Origin of the sequence: Hymenobacter bucti, assembly GCF_042681145.1 — a bacterium.
Classification (GTDB): Bacteria; Bacteroidota; Bacteroidia; order Cytophagales; family Hymenobacteraceae; genus Hymenobacter; species Hymenobacter bucti.
The window spans coordinates 238,960-260,793 of record NZ_JBHUFD010000019.1; the positions used below are offsets into that span (position 1 = coordinate 238,960).

Below are 21,834 nucleotides of genomic sequence, written 5' to 3' on the forward strand. Positions count from 1 at the left end.
AGCAGCTAGCTGCCTGAGCATCCTTATGCGAAGCAAAAGCTACGTCAACGTCATGAGCGACACCACTTTCACGCTCGGCCAGGGCTGGTCAGTGCGGGCGTATGGCTTCTACAATTCACCGGCCATCTACAGTTTGTTCGACTGGGCGGCTTATTTCTACGCCTCGCTAAGCGTGAAGAAAACCTTCCTCGCCAAGCGCGCCTCGCTCACCCTGACGGTGGCTGACCTCATTTACCAGCTTAATTCTCTCGAAACGACCGCTAGCAAGCCCTTATCCTACGCCAGTCGCCTGCGCAACGATACCCGCTACGTGAAGCTAGCCTTCACGTTCAATTTCGGCAAAACCGACTTTAAGCGCAAGCGCGTCGAAACTAACACCAACGCCACCGAACGCAGCCGCCTGGGCAGGTAAGCTGGACTTGGCCCGCCAAACCGGGGTGTTAGGACAAAAAAGCGACCAGGGCGGGTAGGTCACCTGCTTTTCTAATCATTCCTTTTTTCTTTCAAAACTTACCCGCCTGTTCACCCGCTCCCGCCTATTCCGCTCGCTCGCCGTGCCGCTGGCGCTGAGCGCGCTGCTCGCCTTCCGGCCAACCGCCTACCGCATTTCTTAGCACTTGGTCTGTCTGCCGGACTGTGTAATATACTTATGTGTTCGCATGCAATTATCTGACGGAATGCACTATTTACTCCAATAAGGGCCCGTAGCTGTTGCAGAACTCCATGCTAAGTAGCCTGTGACGTCTCAGGCAGCCAAAATAGCCCAGGATACCACCTAAATGAGAATATTTCCAGCACTTTGCTGGCAATATTGCTTGCTGCCGAGCCACGCGGTGAGTTCTGCAACAGACACGCTCCGTGGATTTAGTAGGATACTCTGTTCATTTTGACAACAGAACGGATTAGTTGCCAAGCATGAATGAAAAGCTTTGCTTAAAGTATTATTAGCTTGGTTTTTCAATAGCACTTGCCTTCCGTCCCGTAGCAGCCACACTCTTTTGTGGTCGTGAGTACCGTTAATAATACTTTAAAATAAGTATATTTTATTATTTAGAAACTGTTTTGCAAGTGATACTACAATGATTAACCAGCACTGATGACTAGGCGCTTTCTTAAGTAAGCCAAGGTCTATTTTATACGGAAATAACTGCGGAGTATTTATTGCATAATTTTCAGTGAACTTTGGGTCTAATAAATACACTATACTGTTGAAATTATGCAATCTGTGTCTTCTCGAAAAGTATGAGTGAACTATTCGAAGCTTATACCGATAAGCGAGTTGCGCAAAACATGTAACATATTCAAAGTAAATATTTTATTCTTTTATTGATACAACAAAATAACCAGTAAATTATGCTCTGCTTTAGTCTGTGGCGCCGCAACTTCATATCGCTACTGAACCTAGAGCATCCTGCCACCCAGCTCCCTTGCTATGCGCCCAGTTTTAAGTTTCAGCCTACTATGCCTAGGCTTTTGCAACGTTGTCAGTGCCCAGCAGGTACCTCCTCGCGACTACCCCATTCAGCCGGTGCCGTTTACGCAGGTGCAGGTGCACGACAAGTTTTGGGCGCCCAAGATGCAGACCAACGCTGAGGTGACCATTCCGCACACTTTGCAGCAGTGCCGGCAGGATGGCCACATCGACAACTTTAGGCGGGCGGCGGGCGAGCTGCCCGGCGACAAGCTCACGCAGTTTCCCTTCGACGACACCGATATCTACAAGGTGATTGAGGGCGCGTCGTATGCCATGCAGGTCAAGAAAAACGCGAAGCTGGAAGCCTACGTTGATTCGCTGATTACCCTCATCGGGAAGGCGCAGGAGGCAGATGGCTACCTCTATACCTTCCGCACGGTGAAGGCGGCCAGGCCCCACGAGTGGATAGGTACCCGGCGCTGGGAAAAGGAAGAAGACCTTAGCCACGAGCTCTACAACGCGGGCCACCTCTACGAAGCGGCGGTGGCCCACTACCAGGCCACCGGTAAGAAAACGCTGCTCGACATTGCCACCAAAAACGCCGACCTGCTGGTGCGCGACCTCGGGCCCGGTAAAATAGAAGTGTACCCTGGCCACCAGGTGGTCGAAATCGGGCTGGCCAAGCTTTACCGCGTCACGGGCCGGCCGCAGTACCTCGCCCTGGCCAAGTTTTTTCTGGACGTGCGCGGCCCTAAGGGCGACGAATACAACCAAGCCAATAAACGGGTCATCGACCAGGACGAGGCCGTGGGCCACGCCGTGCGCGCCACGTATATGTACTCGGCCATGGCCGACGTGGCCGCCCTCACCGGCGACCAGCGGTATCTGGCGGCCATCGACGCCATCTGGAACGATGTGGTGAGCCGGAAGCTCTACATCACGGGCGGCATCGGGGCCACCGGCAACGGCGAGGCCTTCGGCAAGCCCTTCGAGCTACCCAATATGTCGGCCTACGCCGAAACCTGCGCTTCCATCGCCAACGTGTACTGGAACCAGCGCATGTTTCTCTTGCACGGCGATGCCAAATATGTGGACGTGCTGGAGCGCACTCTCTACAACGGCCTGCTGGCGGGCGTGTCCTTGAGCGGCGACCATTTCTTCTACCCCAACCCCTTGGCCTCGATGGGGCAGCACCAGCGGGGCGCGTGGTTTGCCTGCGCCTGCTGCATCTCGAATATGACGCGCTTCATGGCCTCGGTGCCCGGCTACGTGTACGCCCAAAACGCCGACAACCTGTACGTGAACCTGTTCATGACCAGCACCAGCGACGTGCAGTTGCCCTCGGGCAAGGTCAACATCGAGCAGCAGACCAACTACCCCTGGGACGGCCAGCTCGACTTAGCCGTGACCCCGCAGCGGCGGCAGGAGTTTACGCTGCGCATCCGTATTCCGGGCTGGGCGCAGCAGCAGCCCAGCCCTGGCGGCCTCTATCAGTTCGTGGATGCTGCGCCGCAGCCCATTCCGTTGCGCATCAACGGTAAAGCGGTGCAGTACACCCTCGACCACGGCTACGCGGTGTTGAAACGCCGCTGGCAGCCCGGCGACCACGTGACGCTGAGCTTGCCCATGGCCATCGAGAAGGTAGTGGCGAGCGCGCAGGTGAAAGACGACCGGGGCAAATTCGCCCTCCAGCGCGGCCCGGTGGTGTATTGCCTCGAAGGCCCCGACAACGCGAACGGTCTGGTGCAGAACATCACCGTTGATCAAAAAGCACCGGTGGAAGTAGTATACCAGGACGGCCTGCTCAACGGCATCGACGTGCTGACTACTACCGGCGTAAGCACCCGCCGCCAGCTCAATTCCGACCAGCTCCTGACCACGCCGCAGGCCGTAAAAGCCATCCCGTACTACGCCTGGGCCAACCGTGGCCCCAGCGACATGACGGTGTGGGTGCCCTACGAAGCGTCGGCCTCCAAGCCCCAGCCCGCCCCCACGGTGGCGTCGCGCAGTACCCCTAGTTCATCGCTGAAAAGCACAAAAACCCTCAAGGCACTCGCCGACCAGTACGACCCCCTCGACTCGAAGGACGCTAACTACCCTTACCTGCATTGGTGGCCTAAAAAGAACACTACCGAGTTTGTGCAGTACGACTTTGCCGAGCCCACCACGGTATCAGAGTCCAAGGTGTATTGGTTCGACGACGGGCCCTGGGGCGACTGCCGCATCCCGGCGAGCTATAAGGTCTACTACCAGAAAGACGGTAAGTGGCTACCCGTGAAAAACACCACGCCCTATGCCGTGGCCAAGGACCAGTACAACACGGTGACGTTTGAGCCGGTGCGCACCACCGCGCTGAAGCTGGAAGTGCAGCTGCCCGTGGACAACGCCACCGGCATTCACGAATGGATAGTGAAGTAAGCCACCCGCGTGAAGCACTTCAAACAAAGTCTAGAGTGACTTCGTCTCGGCGCCGCCCAAGCAGGCGCGTTGGCTTTAGTCGCTCGTTTTATCATGCTTATCCCCTGTTCTTTACTCGTTTTTTCGTCATGATGCACTTTCCGAAATGCGCCTGGGTGCTACCGGTACTAATCGGTGCCCTGGGTAGCTCCGCTGCCCAGGCCCAAACCTACCTGCCCACCCCGCACGATGCCCGGATGAAAGTGCAGCCTCAGGTACCGGTAAAAGCCTACGCCTTCGACCTAGCCCAAGTGAAGCTGCTCGACAGCCCCTTCAAAGTGGCCGAGCAGGCCGATACCAAATATCTGCTGAAAATAGAGCCCGACCGGCTGCTGGCCGACTTCCGAGACCACAGCGGGCTGAAAGCCAAGGGCACCCGCTACGGCGGCTGGGAGTCGACGGGGCTGGCGGGGCATACCCTAGGGCATTATTTGTCGGCCTGCGCGCTGGCGTATGCTTCGACGGGCAACGCTAAATTTAAGCAGCGAACAGATTACATTGTAGCCCAGCTAGAGGAGTGCCAGCAAGCGCGCAAAACCGGCTACGTGGGTGCCATTCCGAAGGAGAACCAACTGTGGGCCGAGGTGGCGAGCGGTAATATTCGCTCGCACGGCTTCGACCTGAACGGGGCGTGGTCGCCATGGTACACGGTGCACAAAATCATGGCCGGTTTGCTCGACGCGTATTTATACTGCGGCAATAAAACGGCCCTCACGGTCAACCAGGGCCTGGCCGACTGGACGGGAAGCACCATTAAGGGCCTCGACGAGTCTAAAATGCAGGACATGCTGGTGTGTGAATACGGCGGCATGGCCGAAACCCTGGCTAACACCTACGCCCTGAGTGGCGACAAGAAATACCTTGACCTCTCCTACCGCTTCTACGACAAGCGCATCCTCGACCCGCTGGCCGCCCGCACCGATATTTTGCCCGGCAAGCACTCGAATACCCAGATTCCGAAGGCCATCGCCAGCGCCCGCCGCTACGAACTGACCGGCGACAAGAAGGACGCCGCCATTGCCGGGTTTTTTTGGCAGACCGTGACCGAAAACCACTCCTACGCCACCGGCGGCAACAGCAACTACGAGTACCTAGGCGAGCCGCGCAAGCTCAACGACAAGCTCAGCGAGAACACCACCGAGACCTGCAATACCTACAACATGCTGAAGCTCACGCAACATTTGTTTGCGCAGCAGCCCTCGGCCAAGTTGATGGACTACTACGAGAGGGGCCTTTACAACCATATTCTGGCCTCGCAAAACCACGCCACGGGCATGACGACCTACTTCGTGCCCTTGCGCATGGGCGGCCGCAAAACGTATAGCGACGAGTTCGATACGTTTACCTGCTGCGTGGGCTCGGGCATGGAAAACCACGTAAAGTATGCCGAAAACATCTACTTCCAGGGCCAGGATGGGAGTGTGTACGTCAACCTGTTCATTCCCTCAGAGCTAAGCTGGAAGGACAAGGGCCTGACGCTGCGCCAGGAAAGCCAGCTACCCGCCAGCGACCAAGCAACGTTTACGGTAACGGCCGCCAAAACCCGCGCCTTCAAGCTGCGCCTGCGCCAGCCTAGGTGGACTAAAAACCCGCAAGTGCGCGTGAACGGCCAACCCGTGGCCGTGATGCCCGATGCGGAAGGCTACCTCGTGCTCGACCGCAAATGGAAAAATAACGACCGGGTGGAGCTGACGCTGCCCGCCGACTTCTACACCGAAGCCCTGCCCGACAACCCCGACCGCCGCGCCCTATTCTACGGCCCCACGCTGCTGGCCGGCGTGCTCGGCACCACCGAGCCGGAGCCCGTCACCGGTGTGCCCGTGCTCGTGACCGCCAACAACGACCCCAACGGCTGGGTAAAGCCTGTGGATGCTAAGCAGCTACACTTTCAAACCGCCGGCCTAGGCGCTCCCCACGATGTGCCGTTGATGCCCTTCAACCAAACTGGCAACGAGTACTACACGGTGTACTGGGACGTATTCACGCCCGAAAAGTGGGCCACCCAGCAGCGCGTGTACGAGGCCGCCCGCCAAAAGCAGCAGGCCCTGGAAGCGCAAACCGTGGATATCCTGCGCGTAGGCGAAATGCAGCCCGAGCGCGACCACAGCTTCACCGTGACCGAAAAGGCCGAAACCGGCGAGGAGCACGGCCGCAAGTGGCGCACCGTGAATGAGGGCGGCACGATGGCCTTCACCCTGAAAGTGGCCCCGGCCAAAGCCAATACGCTGCTGCTCACCTACTGGGGCATGGACAACCGCGGCCGCGTGTTCGACGTGCTGGTCGATGGCGAGAAGATTGCTACCGAAGACCTCAACAGGTACAAGGAGAGCCGCTTCTACGACGTTTCCTATCCCATTCCGCCCGCGCTGACCAAGGGCAAGCAGCAGGTGAAAGTGACCTTCCAGGCCAAAGCCAACAACAGCGCTGGCCCGGTCTACGGCGTCCGCAACGTGCAGCAGTAGACAATAGCTACATGCCCAGCATGCAAACCCGAAGTGAGCGACGCACCACTGCTACACTACATCTAAGGGCGACTCTAGCAGGGTTTGCGTGCGAAGCCACCGAGGCTGCGCTTCCTCGGCCCACTTTGAACAAAGTGATGACAACCGCTTGCTACCAGTCCAGTGTGTACAGAAGTAGAAAAGACTACGCGACCACTAGGTCCTGGTAGATTGACAAGGCCTAGTACTGACTACACTAAGCGGCCAGTAGAACTATGCGTTAGGATATATCTACCACCTCCCCCATATAGTTTGAAGGCTTCCTTGGCTTGTGAGACATTTTTTTTACTCAATCGATTGTGTAATTATTGTATTCGCTTACATTTGCAAGGTATCTGGGCTGGTAAACAAGGTAGTAGCCGACGCCAGTGGTGGCTACTACCTTGTTTACCTAGTCAACTAAGTTCTCTCCCTCTTGCACTGTTATGCGGACAGTTTAAGAGTATCCATTATCCCACCCACCATGCACACTACCCTCTTGACTGCCTTGGGCTTGAGCTTAGCGGCTACGGCCGCTGCTCAGCACACCGACTATCCCATTCAAGCAGTTTCATTCACCAAAGTGAAGCTGACGGATAGCTTTTGGCTGCCGCGCCTCAAAATCAATACCGACGTGACTATTCCGGCGTCGTTTGCGCGTTGCGAGAGCACCAACCGAGTGAAGAACTTTGAAATGGCCGCGGCCCGCCAGGGCAAGTTCGCCACCACGTTTCCCTTCGATGATACCGACATCTACAAGACCATTGAGGGTGCCTCGTACTCGCTCAGCGTGTACCCCGACAAGAAGCTGGAAACGTATGTAGATGAGCTGATTGCCAAGGTGGCGGCCGCGCAGGAGCCCGATGGCTACCTCTACACCGCCCGTACCATCGACCCCGCCCACCCGCACCCCTGGGCCGGGAAAGAGCGCTGGAAAAAAGAGCGCGAGCTCAGCCACGAACTATATAACTCAGGCCACCTCTACGAGGCTGCAGTGGCCCACTACGAGGCTACTGGCAAAAAGAACCTGCTCAACATTGCCCTCAAAAATGCCGACCTCGTGTGCTCGGTATTCGGCCCTGGCAAGCGCAGCGTAGCGCCCGGCCACGAGATAGTGGAGATGGGCCTCGTAAAGCTCTACCGCGCCACGGGTCAGCTTAAGTACCTGACTACCGCCAAGTTCTTTCTTGATGCGCGCGGCCACTACTCCGGCTATGACCCCAAAAGCCCTGACACGTGGAAAAATGGTTCGTATTGGCAAGACCATAAGCCCGTAGTGGCCCAAACGGAAGCCGAAGGCCACGCCGTGCGCGCAGAATACCTGTACTCAGCCATGGCCGACGTGGCGGCTCTCACCGGCGATAAGCCGCTGCTGGCTGCTGTTGATAGTATATGGCAGAACATGGTGGCCAAGAAGTTCTACGTGACAGGCGGTACCGGCGCAGTGCCCGGCGGCGAGCGCTTCGGGGCCAACTACGAGTTACCCAACACCACGGCCTACAACGAAACCTGCGCCTCGGTGGCCGACGTGTTCTGGAACCAGCGCATGTTCCAGCTGCACGGCGATGCCAAGTACGTGGACGTCATGGAGAAAGTGCTCTACAATGGCCTAATTTCGGGGGTAGGGCTCGACGGCAAGTCGTTCTTCTACAGCAACGCCATGCAGATAAAGAACAGCCTGGGCTTCGCCCAGACTGAGCCCGCGCGGGCCGGCTGGTTTGAGTGCTCGTGCTGCCCCACCAACATGGCCCGCCTGATGCCCGCCCTGCCGGGCTACATCTACGCCCAAAACGGGCAGAATGTGTACGTGAATCTGTTTGTGAGCGGCAAGGCTGACTTGCTGGTGAACAAGCAGCGCGTGCAATTGACGCAGCAGAACAACTACCCCTGGGACGGGGGCCTGAAGTTTACGGTAAACCCGGCCTCAGCGGCTAGTTTTAACTTGCTGCTGCGTATTCCGGGCTGGGCGCGCAATGAGGCCATGCCTTCCAATCTCTACACTTTTGCCACGCCTTCTACGCAGGCGGTTACGCTGAAAGTCAACGGTAAGACTACGCCCTACACAATGCGCAACGGCTACGCCGTGGTAGCCCGCAAGTGGCAGAAAAACGACGTGGTCGAGATGACCTTGCCCATGGAAGTGCGCCAGGTAGTAGCCAATCCCCTCATAAAAGACGACCTAGGCAAGGTGGCCTTGCAGCGAGGGCCCGTCATGTTCTGCGCCGAGTGGCAAGACAACGACGGCAAAACCAGTAATTTACTGGTACCCACCGCCACAGCATTCACCGCTACCTACAAGCCCAACACCCTCAATGGGATAATGGAGCTGACAGCCAAGGTGCCCACTGTAGAAGTTGACGCAACTGCCAACAGCATTCAGACCGTGTCCAAAACGATGACGGCCATTCCGTACTACGCCTGGGCCAACCGCGGCAAAGGCGAAATGACGGTGTGGTTTCCGCAACGGGTACTCGATGTGGATATCATCAGCCAGCCCATGGCCGAAGCAGTTACTGCTAAATAGCTAGTTGACTGTGCCTAGCAGTACGGCTACTCGCCGGGTGGTAAGAATAACTAGTCTTTTTGATACTTGTCATTTAACAGTTGCTAGCTGGCAAGTGCTACCTCACTTTTCTTAGGTTTATTGGCGTCAGTAAACCTGCGTTGTTTATGACGGCGCGACTAACCTGGGTCGTTTATGCACAATCGTTTGTGCACAAATGACCAATCTCTTCTCATCTGCCTCTCACCATTTATCCCACCAAATGAAAATTCCTTTACCTCCTGGCCGGTTGGTTTTGGCTACCTCTCTTTGCGGAGCCATGCTCGCTACTCCTCTCGCAAGTCGGGCCTCCTCTATGGTGGCTAGTGTGCAACAAGCGGCCGACCCTATCAAGGGTCGGGTTGTTGACGAAAAAGGTGCTGCTCTTCCAGGCGTAAACGTCATTGTAAAAGGCACTAGTAACGGGGCGCAAACCGATGCCGAAGGGCGTTATTCCATTAAGGCGCCGGCCGATGCCACGCTCGTCTTCAGCTTTGTGGGCTCAAAGCCGCAGGAAGTGGCGGTGGCGGGGCGCGGCACCGTTGACATCACGCTCCAGCCCGATACTAAGGAACTCGCTGACGTAGTGGTGGTGGGCTATGGCACCCAGCGCAAAGCCGACCTCACTAGCTCGGTGGCGAGCGTGAAGGAGGAAAGCTTCATTAAGGGCGCCACCAAAGATGCGGGTCAGCTGATACAAGGTAAAGTAGCGGGCCTAACGGTGGTTACTCCTAGTGGCGACCCCACGGCGGGCAGCCAGATACTTCTGCGCGGCACGGCCACTCTCAACGCCGATTCGCAGCCGCTGATACTTATCGATGGTATTCCGGGTACGCTCAATACGGTAGCTCCCGAAGACATTGAGAGCGTAGATGTGCTGAAAGACGGCTCGGCCGCCGCCATCTACGGTACGCGCGGTACCAACGGGGTTATCCTCATCACGACGCGCCGGCCAAAGGGCAACATCACGCCCACTATCGAGTACAGCGGCTACGCCAGCACCCAGCGCATTGCTCGCCGGCCTGAGGTACTCACGGCCGACGAGTACCGCCAAAAGCTTACGGAGGGCGTAAGCTTTACCGACCAGGGCGGCAGCACCGATTGGCTAAAGGCCATCAGTCAGAACCCACTCATCCACGTGCACAACCTGACGTTTCGCGGGGGCACGGCGCAAACCAACTACCTAGTAAGCGGCAACTACCGCTACTTTGAAGGTATTTTGCAGAAGTCTGATAACCGGACATTTACCGGCCGGGCCGATGTTAATCACAGTATGTTTGACGGGCGCGTCAAGCTCAACCTAGGCATTCTCAATAGCGACAACAAATACACTTCGACCGTCGATGGTGGCGGCTTCAACGGCTACACCTACCGGCAGACACTCATTCGCAACCCCACGGCCCCGATTTACAATGCAGACGGTAGCTACGCGCAGCAGTTTTCGCTTTTCAACTATGAAAATCCGCTTTCGCGTCTCTATGACTCCGACGGCGAAAACTCGGCGCAAAACACCCGCCTTAGCGGCAGTATTGTGTGGGAGCCCATCAATGACTTGCAGCTCAAAGCCCTAGGGTCTAATACGCGCTACAACCAGCTGCGGGGCTATTCCGAAGACAAGCAGCACCCTTCCTCACTACGCGATGGCCTGAACGGCTACGCCTCGCGCGGCACTACCCAGGTGGTTGACAAGCTGCTGGAACTGACCGCCAACTACAGCCACAGCTTTGGCGAGCACCGCCTTTCAGCGCTGGCTGGCTACAGCTATCAGGACAACACGGCCGAAAACTTCTACGCGACCAACTACGATTTCCCGACCGATGTATTCACGTATAACAACATCGGCATCGGCAACGCACTGCGGCTGGGCCGGGCCGTGCAGTACAGCGACAAGAATACCTTTAACCTAATTGGTTTCTTTGGGCGCGTCACCTACAACTACAAGGAGAAGTACTTGCTGCTGGCCAGCGTGCGCCACGAGGCATCGTCGCGCCTGCTGGGCGCTGATAAGCCCTGGGGCACGTTCCCGGCCGTCTCGGTGGGCTGGCGCATCAACAAGGAGAATTTCCTGTCGAGCGTTGACTTCCTGGATGACTTAAAGTTTCGAGCTGGCTACGGCGTCACGGGCACCGCGCCGGGCGTCTCGTTCCTAGGGGTATCGCGCCTAGGCTACGGCGGCTACTTCCTAGCTAATGGTCGCTGGGTGCAGTCGCTGGCCCCCATCAGCAACCCCAACCCCAGCCTACGCTGGGAAGAGAAGCACGAATTCAACGCGGGCCTGGACTACTCCCTGTTTAAGGGCCGCGTTTATGGTACGGTAGACTACTACATCCGCCGCACCCAAGGGCTGCTCTACGATTACCAGGTACCCTCACCACCCAACTTGTTTCCGACGACTACCGCCAACGTAGGCTCGCTGGAAAACCGAGGCCTGGAAGTGCAACTGAACGTGGTACCCGTGCAAACGAAGGATTTCTCGTGGACTTCGACGTTCAACTTCTCGACAAATAAGAATACGCTGCTCTCGCTCAACAACGACCTCTACCAACTTACCAACGACTTCTTCACCACCGGCTACACCGGCGAACCCATTCAGACTTATACCAGTCGGGTGCAGGTGGGCCAGAAGCTCGGCAATTTCTACGGCTACAAGGTGGTGGATGTGACCAGCGACGGCAAGTGGATTTACGAGAGTAAGGATGGCCAGCAGGTACCCTACGACCAGTTTACGCATAGTGAAGACGACAAGAAGGTGCTGGGTAACGGCATCCCCAAATTCTACGGCGGCTGGAACAACAACTTTCGTTACAAGAAATTTGACCTAGGCGTGACCATGCGCGGAGCCTTCGGTTTCCAAGTTCTGAACGTGCAGCGCATGTACTACGAAAACACCGGCGTAACGCAGTACAACCGCCTGCGCTCGGCCTACGACCCCATTTTTGGCAAAGCGGTGCTCAACACGACTATGCCGCTAGAGTTTAACAGCTACTACATCGAGAATGGGGCGTACTGGAAAATCGACAACATCACGCTCGGCTACAATTTCCAGCCCAACGTGGTAAAGTATGTCAAGAACCTGCGAGTATACGTCTCGACGCTTAACACCTTCACTATCACGGGCTACAAAGGGCTGGACCCTGAAGTAAACCGCCTGGGTCTGGCGCCCGGCGTAGACGAGCGCGACAAGTACCCCACAGTGCGCACGTTCACGGCTGGCCTCAACGTAACTTTCTAACTCCCACCCCTCGCACTTATGAAAAAGTACTTTTCCCCCGCCCGGGCAAGTCTGCTGGCAATAGCGGGCCTGGGGCTGTTTGGCTCCTGCACCAAGCTTGATAACGAGAGCTACAACCAGATTGTGGCGAGCCAATTCACGCCCACTTCCGGCGACCTCTCCTCACTGGTAGGCCCGGCCTACGGCAACTGGCGCACGCTGTTTCTGGAGTTTAACGGAGCATATCGTGTTCAAGAAACTACTACTGATGAAACCGTGACGCCCGGCCGCCCCAACGGCTGGGTAGACGACGGCTCGTATCGCCGCCTGCACCAGCACACCTGGACGGCCCTGGACCCTACCCCCGGCTACACCTGGGGCCAGGCTTACGCCGGTATTACCAACTGCAATCGAGTGCTCTACCAGGTACAGCAGGGTCAGATTCCGATTACGACGGGCAAGGAGCAGCTAGTTGCTGAATTGCGTGTGCTACGGGCCTCGTACTACTACATGCTGTGCGACTTGTTTGGCAACGTGCCCATTGTCGATAAATTCGACGTGGAGGCGGGTTTCTTACCCACCCAAAGCACCCGCGCGCAGGTATACACCTTTGTCGTGAAAGAAATAGTGGAGTCGCTGCCTCAGTTAGCCTCTACCGTTGATGCCTCTACCTACGGCCGTTTCAACAACAAATGGGCCGCCAATGCACTGCTCGCCAAGGTGTATCTCAATGCGGGCGTGTATTCGGGTACGGCTCAATGGGCCAACTGCATTGCCGCCTGCGATGCAGTTATCAACTCCACTAATTTTGCCTTGGAGCCCATCCAAGCAAATGTATTCAAAACGCAGAATGAGAGCTCGAAGGAAATCGTTTTTGCCATTCCCTTCGACGAAACCTACGCCACGGGTTTTCGCATTCACATGCAAACCCTGCAGCCCCAAAACCAGCAGACATACAGTGCGCAGGCCAGTATGTGGGGCGGGGGTATTTGCGCCATTCCACAGTTCATTAGCTCTTACAACCCTGCTGATAACCGATTAAAGTCCAGCTGGATACAGGGGCAGCAGTTTTCCTCCGCGGGCACACCGCTAGTAGGGGTGTTTGGAACCACGGCTGGCCAGCCGCTAGCATTCACCAACACGCTGCCGAGCGTGGTTTTTGGCACCGAAAACGATGGCTTTCGAGTTGGTAAGTTTGAGATTAAGCAAGGCGTACTGCAGGATTTGAGCAACGATTTTCCGCTCTTCCGCTACGCCGACGTGCTGCTGATGAAGGCCGAAGCCCTGCTACGCACTGGCCAAGCCGCGCAGGCTGCTACCCTGGTCACGCAGGTGCGCCAGCGCAACTTCGCGGCCAACCCAGCCCTGGCTACCGTTACGGCCGCCGACTTGGCGCAGGGCAGTAGCTACCCCTACGGGCCGGCCGCTAACAACGTGGTGAGCCCCGTGCAGGGCGGAGCCGATATTCAGTACGGCCGCATGCTCGACGAGCTAGGGTGGGAGTTTTCGGCTGAGGGCCACCGCCGCCAGGACATGATTCGCTTCGGCGTGTTCACCAAGAAGTCGTGGCTCACCCACACGCCCAATGGTGATTATCGTACGCTGATGCCCATTCCGCAGAACGTGTTGAATACCAACGCAAATTTGAAGCAGAACCCTGGTTATTAATGCCTAGGCCAACTACTAAAAAGGGAAGTCTTCTGGCAAAAGACTTCCCTTTTTTATTACGCATAGCTTACTGGCGGTTCGACTGCTTTGCCCTTATCCCACCCACTTCTGCTGCGTTGCTCTGATGTCTTTCCTCACCCGGTTTTGGCCCGTCGCGTGCCTTATGGGAGCCCTGCTGCTGGCAACGTGCCAGCAAAAAAAAGTGCCCGCGGCTGCCAATCCCAACGCCCTATTTCGACTGGTCAGCCCAGCGCAGAGCCACGTTACGTTTCGCAATGACTTGGCGGAAGACGAGTTGACCAACGTGCTAGTATATGAATACACGTACAACGGGGGCGGCGTGGCCCTAGGTGATGTCACCGGCGACGGCCTCGATGACATGTACTTTACAGCCAACAAAGGTGATAACCGGCTCTACGTGAACCGGGGCCACTTGCGCTTCGAAGACGTGACCCAGTCGGCGGGCGTGGCGCTGCCTGAGGGCTGGAAAACCGGCGTAACGATGGTAGACATTAATGCCGACGGCCAGCTCGATATGTATGTGTGCCGCTCGGGCGACCGACCCGGCCGCCAGCGCCAAAACCAGCTTTTCGTTAACCTAGGGCCCGACAAGCAAGGCGTACCGCACTTTCAGGAGCAGGCGGCGGCGTGCGGGCTCGCCGATTCGGCCTTCAGCACGCAGGCCGTGTTTTTTGACTACGACCACGACCAGGACCTCGACATGCTGCTGCTCAACCACAGCCCACGCCGCTTCGAGAGCCTCGACGATTCGTACATCAAGCAGCTGCTAGCTACGCCCGACCCGCTGACGGGCCTCAAGCTCTACCAAAATGAGGGTGGCCTGGCCGGCCGCCTGCCCCATTTTCGGGAAGTGGCCGCCGCTGCGGGGCTACTCAATACGCGCCTTTCGTTTGGCCTAGGGGCCTCAGTAACTGATTTTAACGGCGATGGCTGGCCCGACATCTACGTGTCGAGCGACTACCTAGCTCCCGACTACCTATACATCAATAATCGGGACGGCACGTTTACCGACCGCCTGGGAGAGCAGATGGGCCACACCTCGCTCTCATCGATGGGCAACGACGCGGCCGACATCAACAACGATGGCACCCCCGACCTGGTGACGCTGGACATGCTGCCCGCCGACAACCGCCGGCAGAAGCTACTTTTTGCCAGCGACAACTTCGAGCTGTTTCAGGTGCGGGAGCAGGTGGGGCTGCACGCCCAGTACATGCGCAACATGCTGCACCTCAACAACGGCAACGGTACGTTCAGCGAGGTGGGGCAGCTGGCTGGCATGTCGAATACCGATTGGAGCTGGGCCGCGCTGCTGGCCGACTACGACAACGACGGCTGGAAGGACCTGTTCGTGACCAACGGCTTTCTGCACGACTATACCAACCTGGACTTTCTCAAGTACATGGGTGACTTTTTGCACGACCGCCAGGGCGACGTGCAACGCAAAACCCTACTGGAGCTGGTGCGCAAAATGCCGTCGTCCAACATGACGGGCTACGCCTTCCGCAACCAGGGCGGCACCTCCTTTGCCAACGTGAGCACGGCCTGGGGCATCACGACGCCTGCCAACGGCAACGGCGCGGCCTACGCCGACCTCGACAACGACGGTGACCTGGACCTGGTAGTGAATAACCTGAACGGCCCGGCTTTCTTGTACGAAAACCGCGCCAGCAAGCTCTTGAAAAACCACGCCCTAACCGTGCGCCTGGAAGGCGCCGGACAAAACCGCTTAGGTATCGGGGCGCGCGTGACGCTGTACCGCGCCGGGGCCAGTCAGGTGCAGGAGCAGCTGGTGAGCCGGGGCTACCAATCGAGCGTGTCGCCTGTACTGCACTTCGGTCTGGGGCCGGGTGCCCCGCCCGATTCGGTACGGGTGGAGTGGCCCAGCGGCCGGCAGCAGGTGGTGGCCCCGGTGCCGACTACTGGTCCGCTGATACTACGTGAGGCGGACGCACACCCGGCGCGTCGCGCCCGTTTGGCCAGCCCTACCGCCCCGGTGTTCACCGAAATAGTCTCGCCCTTGCAGGCCACGGCTCCCGAAAACAACGTGAACGACTTCAAGCGCCAACCGCTGCTGGTGAACAGCCTCTCGTACGGCGGGCCGTGCCTGGCCCAGGCCGACGTGAACGGCGACGGCCGCGCCGACCTGTTTATGGGCGGGGCGGCGGGCTACCCGGGGCGCGTGTTTGCGCAGCAGGCCAACGGGCAGTTTACCGAGCTCTACGAGCCCGCCCTCGCGGCCGACAACCTGCCCGAGGATAGCGCAGCCCTCTTTTTTGATACCGACGGCGATGGCGACCAGGACCTGTACGTGGGCAGCGGCGGCTACGACAATTTCATGCCCGCTGATGCGCTGCTGCAAGACCGGCTGTACATCAACGACGGGCGGGGCAATTTCGGCCTGAGTCCGACTAGCCTGCCGTTTATGCCCAATAGCACGGGCTGCGTGCGCGCCGCCGATGTGAACGGCGACGGCCACCCCGACCTGTTTGTAGGCGGGCGCGTGGTGCCCGGCCGCTACCCCGAGCCGCCCGCCAGCTACCTGCTGCTCAACGATGGCCGCGGCCATTTCACGGACCAGACTGCCAGCTGGGCCCCCGCACTGCGCCACCTAGGTATGGTGACGGATGCCGCTTGGGTGGACATGAACGGCGACCAGCGCCCCGACCTCGTGACCGTGGGCGAGTGGCTGCCGGTGCAGGTGTGGCTACATGAGGGTGGTCACCTGGCCGAGCGCACCGCCACCTACCTGCCGGGCCAGCTCGCCGGGTGGTGGAACACGCTGCTGGTAAAAGATTTAAATGGCGACGGCAAACCCGATTTTGTGGTGGGCAACATGGGCCTGAACACCCAGTGCCGAGCCAGCGCCCAGGAGCCTGCCGAGCTGGTTTACAAAGACTTCGACGACAACGGGGCCGTGGACCCCATTCTGTGCCTCTACAACCAGGGCAAAAGCTACCCCTACGTCTCACGCGATGAGCTGCTGGACCAGGTGAGCATGACCCGCTCGCGCTTCCCTAATTACGCCAGCTATGCGGGGGCCGGACTGACCGATATTTTCAGCAAGGAAGAGCTACAAGGAGCTAAGGTGCTACGAGCCACGCACCTGGAGACTACTTGCCTGTTGAGCACGCCGCAAGCCCGCTACCGGCTGGCCCCGCTGCCCCCCGAGGCCCAGTATGCGCCCGTGTACGCGCTGGCGGCTGATGACTACGACGGCGACGGCCATCCCGACCTGCTGCTGGGCGGCAATAGTAGCCACAGCCGCGTTCGGTTTGGCAAGGCTGATGCGAGCTACGGCCTGCTGCTGCGCGGCGATGGCCAGGGCCACTTTGCGGCCGTGCCGCCGGCCCGCGCCGGCCTGCGGGTGCAGGGCGACATCCGCAGCTTTGCCCAAGTGGGGCGGGTGCTGTTGGTGGGCCGCAATAGTCAATCTGTGCAGGCTTACACCTTACCTGTACTTCCTAGAAACAGGCCCATCGCTGGGCGGCGCGCTACGGCCCGCCCCCAAAGGCTGAGCTTAGCACGTTAGAAAACGCTACTTTTATCAGAACACTCTTTTGACGTAAAATGCCCATTCTCGCGCGCGTATTCCTGTCCATTGCCTTTCTGGGTGGCTGGCTAGCGGCAAGGCCGGTCCTTGCCCAAAGCCAGTTGCTGCCGCTCACCTCCGTTGATGGGGTATACAGTCCGCCGAAGGGGAAGGGCGAGATGAAATTCAGCTTTGCGTGGCCCGAGCCGTCGGCCGAGTTTGCGGGCTTCCAATTCAGCTTTCGGGTGCAGACGTTTGAGAATGCCTACGCTATCGACCCGGCCCACACGCGCATCGAGCGCACGGGCGACCGGCTGCGCTACCTCTGCCAGGGCTTCACGTGGGCCGGCGGGCAGGCAAAAATGCCGGGCCAGCTTACTGCCGAGCTCCAGCGCAACGCCGATGGCAGCGTAGAGTGGCGCGTATCGGCGCAAATGGACCAGCCCGTAAAGTCCATTAGCACCGTGGTACGGGGCATTCCGCGGGGCGAATTATCGCTGGCCGGCGAGCGCTTCTTCGACCCCCATGACGACGAAAACACGTTTGAGTACCCGCAGCTTTTTGGGCAGCTGGCTACTCCACTGGTCGTGATTAAGAGGCCCCAGGGCGGATTCTTTGAGCTGTCGGCCCGCCAAACGGAGGTGCGCCCGGCGCGGTTTTTCTTGCAGCCTGGCCCCGACAGCTACCGCGCCGAACTCATCTATGAGCAGGCCGGCTGGGACAAGCGCAAGCAGGTGCAGAGCTGCCTGTGGCACCTAGGTACCGCGCCCACCTACGAGGCCATTGCCAAGCCCTACTTTGCCCACGTAGCCCAGGCCTATAAGCTGCCCGCCTACGCTACTCGTCCCGATGTGCCGGCCTGGCTGCGCGATACCAAGCTGGTAGTGGCCCTGCACGGCGCCCACTGGACGGGCTACATCTTCAACGACTACACCAAGCAGCTGGCCATTCTGCGGTGGGTGGCTACCCAGATTGACCCGAAGCAGGTGCTCGTATTCCTACCCGGCTGGGACGGGCGCTACTACTGGAACTACCCCCTTTACCAGACCGACCCGCGCATGGGCGGCGACAAGGGCTTTCACCAGCTCATCGACGAGGGCCACAAGCTGGGCTTCCACTTCTCGGCCATGTTCGGTACCAACTCGGCCAACCGCGAGCTACCGGTGTTTAAGCAGTTTGCCGATGCCACTACCCAGCACCTAGACGGCGACAACTGGGACCTGAACTGGGTGGACTGGGACAACGACCGCCACGGCGACGGCTGGATGCCCGTAATGAACATCGGCGTGGCCTCGTGGCGCAACTTCGTGCGCGACCGCATCGACCGGGTCATTACCGACTATCACGTCGATTCCTATTTTATGGACATTGCCGGGCTCTGGGAGAACAACACGAAGGCCGATATGTACGTGGGCACGCAGCAGCTGGTAGCCGACTTAGCCCAGCGTCACCCTGGCGTGCTGCCCATCGCCGAGATGCAGTACGATGCCCTTTTAAGTGTATTTCCGCTGAGCCAAGTGCCGCGCTACTCGCAGTACTCAGCCGGCTTCTACTCCTACGTCGATGCCTTTAATCACCTTAGCACGGCGGCGCCGGGCACGGGCAGCACGGGAGTGCACGAGTATGGTTTTAGCAACTACCGGCCCGTCACGGCGGCCCAGCGCCCCATCCCCACCATCACCTTCGCGGGCGACACCTTCGACAAGTACCGCGCGCAAGTGGCCCAGAGTATTCAGGCCGCTAAAGCTCGCAAGATAGAGTAATCGGGCTTGCTTCTGGTGCCGCAACTGGTTTACTTACACGCCTTCTTTTCACATGCGCCGTCTCCTTTTACTCTTGCTCTTGTGTGTGCTAGCCGGCCTAGGGGGCGCAGCGTGCCGACACGTGCCACCCACTGCCTACGAGCCCCCTGCAAGCAGCATAGGCCAGGCCGTGGATAAGATGAATGAGCTGATGCTGCACGATGTAACCAATCCGCCCCTGGCGGCTCGGTTCTTTGCCTACGCCTTGCTAGCTGGCAATGAGGTGCTGGCCCAGCGCGATACGACGTGCCCTGCCCTGGGTAAGCGACTGCACGAGCCGTTTGGCGCGCCTGTGCCCCCGGCGACGAGCTACTCCCCCCGGCTGGCAGCGTTGCTGGCCATCCTCAAAACGGCGGCCAAGCTTCAGCCTTCAGGGAGCCAACTGGCCGGCGCGCAGCAGCAAGTACTCGCCGACTGCCAAGCTAAAGGAATGCCCGCCGACGTGGCCGAAGCCTCGGCCCAGTACGCTCAAGCCGTGGCGCAGGCCGTGCTGAAGTATGCCAAGCAGGACGGCTACTACCGCATCAGCGACCGGCCGCGCTATACGCCCACCACTGGGCCAGGCTACTGGTACCCCACACCCCCGGCTTTTCTACCCCCTGTTGAACCTTACTTCAGCACTATTCGGCCGTTTTTGCTTGATTCGACCAATCAGTTTCGGCCGCAGCCTCCGCAGGCCTTCGACCCTAGGCCGGGTTCGGGCTTTTACCAGCTTATGCAGCAGGTGCGCCAGACCGGCAACACGCTAACGGATGAGCAGCGCCAAATCGCGGCTTTTTGGGACTGCAATCCCTTTGCCGTGCGCGACCAGGGCCACCTGCAAGTAGGGCTCAAGAAAATGTCGCCGGGCGCGCACTGGATGAAAATTGCGGGCCTAGCCTGCCGGCAAAGCCGCGTGCCCTTCGGCCAAGCGATGCAGCTGCACACCGTGCTGGCCCTGACGCTGACAGATGCCTTCCGCTGCTGCTGGCAGGAGAAGTACCAGAGCAACCGGATTCGGCCCGAAACGGCCATTCGCCGGTATCTCGACCCGCAGTGGAAGCCGCTATTACAGACGCCCCCATTTCCCGAATATGTGAGCGGGCACTCGGTCGTCTCGACGGCGGCTGCCGAGGTCTTAGGTCACTACTTTGGCCCCACTTACGCCTATACTGACACTACAGAGCACGAGTTTGGCTTGCGCGCCCGGCGCTTTACTTCCTTTGAGCAGGCGGCCGAGCAGGCGGCTACCTCGCGCCTCTACGGTGGCATTCACTATCTCGACGCCATCCGCCAGGGCCAGGTGCTGGGTCAGAAAGTAGGCGTGCTGGCCGTGCAGCGTCTGTGCAGCCATAGGAATTTTACTCAGTTAGCAAGTAAATAGAGTAGCTTGCTCAGCTCATTATGTTATATTTATATACTTAAGTTGACTCGCATTTTCTAAAGTTACTTCGAATGGCCACAGAGCGAATAAGTAATTTATAGGCATTCATCCTAAAAAATACTGCATCGTCTTGCGTATCAATGGCTGACCTGGCCTGCGAGCTGGGCGTATCACTCACTACTATTTCGCGGGCTTTAAGTAACCATCATAGCGTCGAAACTAGTACTAAGCAGCGGGTACTCGAGCTAGCTAAAAAGCTCAAGTACTAGCCTAACCAAGTAGCTTCAGCTCTTCGCAAGGGGCAGAGTCGGCTGCTTAGCACAGTAGCACCTTACATTGAGGGGAAATTTTTCGGCTGTTATTAAAGCCATCGAGCAGGCGGCCAGTAAAGTAGGATTCAGCGTCACCGTATGTCAGTCACACGAAGACAGTCAGTTAGAACGGCGCTGCATCGAAACATTGCTCTTCGCTCAGGTCACTGGCGTTTTAGTATCGATGGCCAGCGATACGTGTAGTCTTCATCACCTCCACTGGCATTACAGAGCCTCAACTTACGTCGGTTGACCAGTGCTGTACAGAAATGGGGACTGCGTCCGTGCACCTATTTCTAGAATTAACTGCTGTTTCAGCCCAATACTTTCTGCAACGCCAAGTGCTACTCCAACCCGAATTATGCATTCGTGGCTCCTCACTTCGGTTTGTAGAATAAGACATTGCGCACAGGTTGCTTTACCATTTGATAGAACAAAACTAGCCGTCAATTATCAATCCTAATTACGACCTAGCTCTTTTAAGAAAGAAGGGGCACGCTATCCTAAAGTACACATCAACTAATTGAAAAAATTATCAACGTATTATGTTGATTGTTAACAGGTATTAGTTCAATAAGGGCCCGTAGCTGTTGTAACATTTCACTCACAGCTTGTTGATGGATACTTAATGAGCAAGGTAAAACAAGTTAGGCACTCCTGTAGACCTGTAACAGTTAGCTTGCTTTGTAGCTGTGCTAACAGAGGCTTTTCCGCCTTTGAAAGGATACGTCGAAGGGCACTTCTAGTCTGCTCTACCTAGCTATTTAGATGGGTAGAACTGCTCTTGTGTACAGCAAACTTCGACGACCGCTTTCTCCGTAATTGCAGCGTAATAATAATATATTATGCTAGCAATGACTATATAGATGTTTCTTTGTAAAAAGCTAGTAAACCGAGGAATAAGGCTTCTGACTTCGCAGCAGCCAGTAACAACTAAGTGCTCGACCTGGCGGCGCTTACTAGCTTCCTTTTGTTGCCCTGCTCCCTATGCCCGCCCATGTCACGGTTGTGCGTTGCTTCTCCTTACCGGCTGACT

The 21,834-nt window shown here is 57.9% G+C and carries 10 protein-coding genes; all 10 read left to right on the forward strand.

From position 1 onward, the window contains the following. The first annotated feature begins 25 nt into the window (after positions 1–25). The 10 genes from ACFSDX_RS24775 (at position 26) to ACFSDX_RS24820 (ending at position 20,756) form a co-directional block, all read left to right on the forward strand. Positions 26–412 (forward strand): outer membrane beta-barrel protein, encoded by a 387-nt coding sequence (locus ACFSDX_RS24775; protein WP_382318617.1) that lies wholly within the window; start codon positions 26–28, stop codon positions 410–412. Between the two features lie 1,020 nt (positions 413–1,432). Next, positions 1,433–3,832 (forward strand): glycoside hydrolase family 127 protein, encoded by a 2,400-nt coding sequence (locus tag ACFSDX_RS24780; RefSeq protein WP_382318619.1) that lies wholly within the window; start codon positions 1,433–1,435, stop codon positions 3,830–3,832. A 128-nt stretch (positions 3,833–3,960) separates the two neighbouring features. Then, a complete protein-coding gene (locus ACFSDX_RS24785) occupies positions 3,961–6,333 on the forward strand; it encodes a beta-L-arabinofuranosidase domain-containing protein (protein ID WP_382318621.1) in 2,373 nt (790 codons plus the stop codon). Positions 6,334–6,835: 502 nt separating this feature from the next. Continuing rightward, entirely contained in the window at positions 6,836–8,875 is a 2,040-nt protein-coding gene (locus ACFSDX_RS24790) for a glycoside hydrolase family 127 protein (RefSeq protein WP_382318623.1), read from the forward strand. Positions 8,876–9,173: 298 nt separating this feature from the next. Then, positions 9,174–12,125: a SusC/RagA family TonB-linked outer membrane protein gene (locus tag ACFSDX_RS24795; RefSeq protein ID WP_382318625.1), complete on the forward strand. Its 2,952-nt coding sequence runs from the start codon at positions 9,174–9,176 to the stop codon at positions 12,123–12,125. Between the two features lie 18 nt (positions 12,126–12,143). Continuing rightward, the gene (locus tag ACFSDX_RS24800; protein ID WP_382318627.1) at positions 12,144–13,772 is read left to right on the forward strand and encodes a RagB/SusD family nutrient uptake outer membrane protein; all 1,629 of its coding nucleotides are present in this window, start codon (positions 12,144–12,146) and stop codon (positions 13,770–13,772) included. Between the two features lie 124 nt (positions 13,773–13,896). Next, entirely contained in the window at positions 13,897–17,322 is a 3,426-nt protein-coding gene (locus tag ACFSDX_RS24805; protein WP_382318629.1) for a VCBS repeat-containing protein, read from the forward strand. Between the two features lie 38 nt (positions 17,323–17,360). Beyond that, entirely contained in the window at positions 17,361–19,085 is a 1,725-nt protein-coding gene (locus tag ACFSDX_RS24810) for a hypothetical protein (RefSeq protein ID WP_382318630.1), read from the forward strand. A gap of 52 nt (positions 19,086–19,137) precedes the next feature. Beyond that, the gene (locus ACFSDX_RS24815) at positions 19,138–20,487 is read left to right on the forward strand and encodes a vanadium-dependent haloperoxidase (RefSeq protein ID WP_382318632.1); all 1,350 of its coding nucleotides are present in this window, start codon (positions 19,138–19,140) and stop codon (positions 20,485–20,487) included. Positions 20,488–20,627: 140 nt separating this feature from the next. Next, a complete protein-coding gene (locus tag ACFSDX_RS24820) occupies positions 20,628–20,756 on the forward strand; it encodes a LacI family DNA-binding transcriptional regulator (protein ID WP_382318634.1) in 129 nt (42 codons plus the stop codon). Positions 20,757–21,834 lie beyond the last annotated feature (1,078 nt).

Excerpts from the sequence above, each read along its gene's own strand:
- ACFSDX_RS24775 (WP_382318617.1), top strand. The coding sequence starts at position 26 with ATGCGAAGCAAAAGCTACGTCAACGTCATGAGCGACACCACTTTCACG.
- ACFSDX_RS24780 (WP_382318619.1), top strand. The coding sequence starts at position 1,433 with ATGCGCCCAGTTTTAAGTTTCAGCCTACTATGCCTAGGCTTTTGCAAC.
- ACFSDX_RS24785 (WP_382318621.1), top strand. The coding sequence starts at position 3,961 with ATGATGCACTTTCCGAAATGCGCCTGGGTGCTACCGGTACTAATCGGT.
- ACFSDX_RS24790 (WP_382318623.1), top strand. The coding sequence starts at position 6,836 with ATGCACACTACCCTCTTGACTGCCTTGGGCTTGAGCTTAGCGGCTACG.
- ACFSDX_RS24795 (WP_382318625.1), top strand. The coding sequence starts at position 9,174 with ATGCTCGCTACTCCTCTCGCAAGTCGGGCCTCCTCTATGGTGGCTAGT.
- ACFSDX_RS24800 (WP_382318627.1), top strand. The coding sequence starts at position 12,144 with ATGAAAAAGTACTTTTCCCCCGCCCGGGCAAGTCTGCTGGCAATAGCG.
- ACFSDX_RS24805 (WP_382318629.1), top strand. The coding sequence starts at position 13,897 with ATGTCTTTCCTCACCCGGTTTTGGCCCGTCGCGTGCCTTATGGGAGCC.
- ACFSDX_RS24810 (WP_382318630.1), top strand. The coding sequence starts at position 17,361 with ATGCCCATTCTCGCGCGCGTATTCCTGTCCATTGCCTTTCTGGGTGGC.
- ACFSDX_RS24815 (WP_382318632.1), top strand. The coding sequence starts at position 19,138 with ATGCGCCGTCTCCTTTTACTCTTGCTCTTGTGTGTGCTAGCCGGCCTA.
- ACFSDX_RS24820 (WP_382318634.1), top strand. The coding sequence starts at position 20,628 with ATGGCTGACCTGGCCTGCGAGCTGGGCGTATCACTCACTACTATTTCG.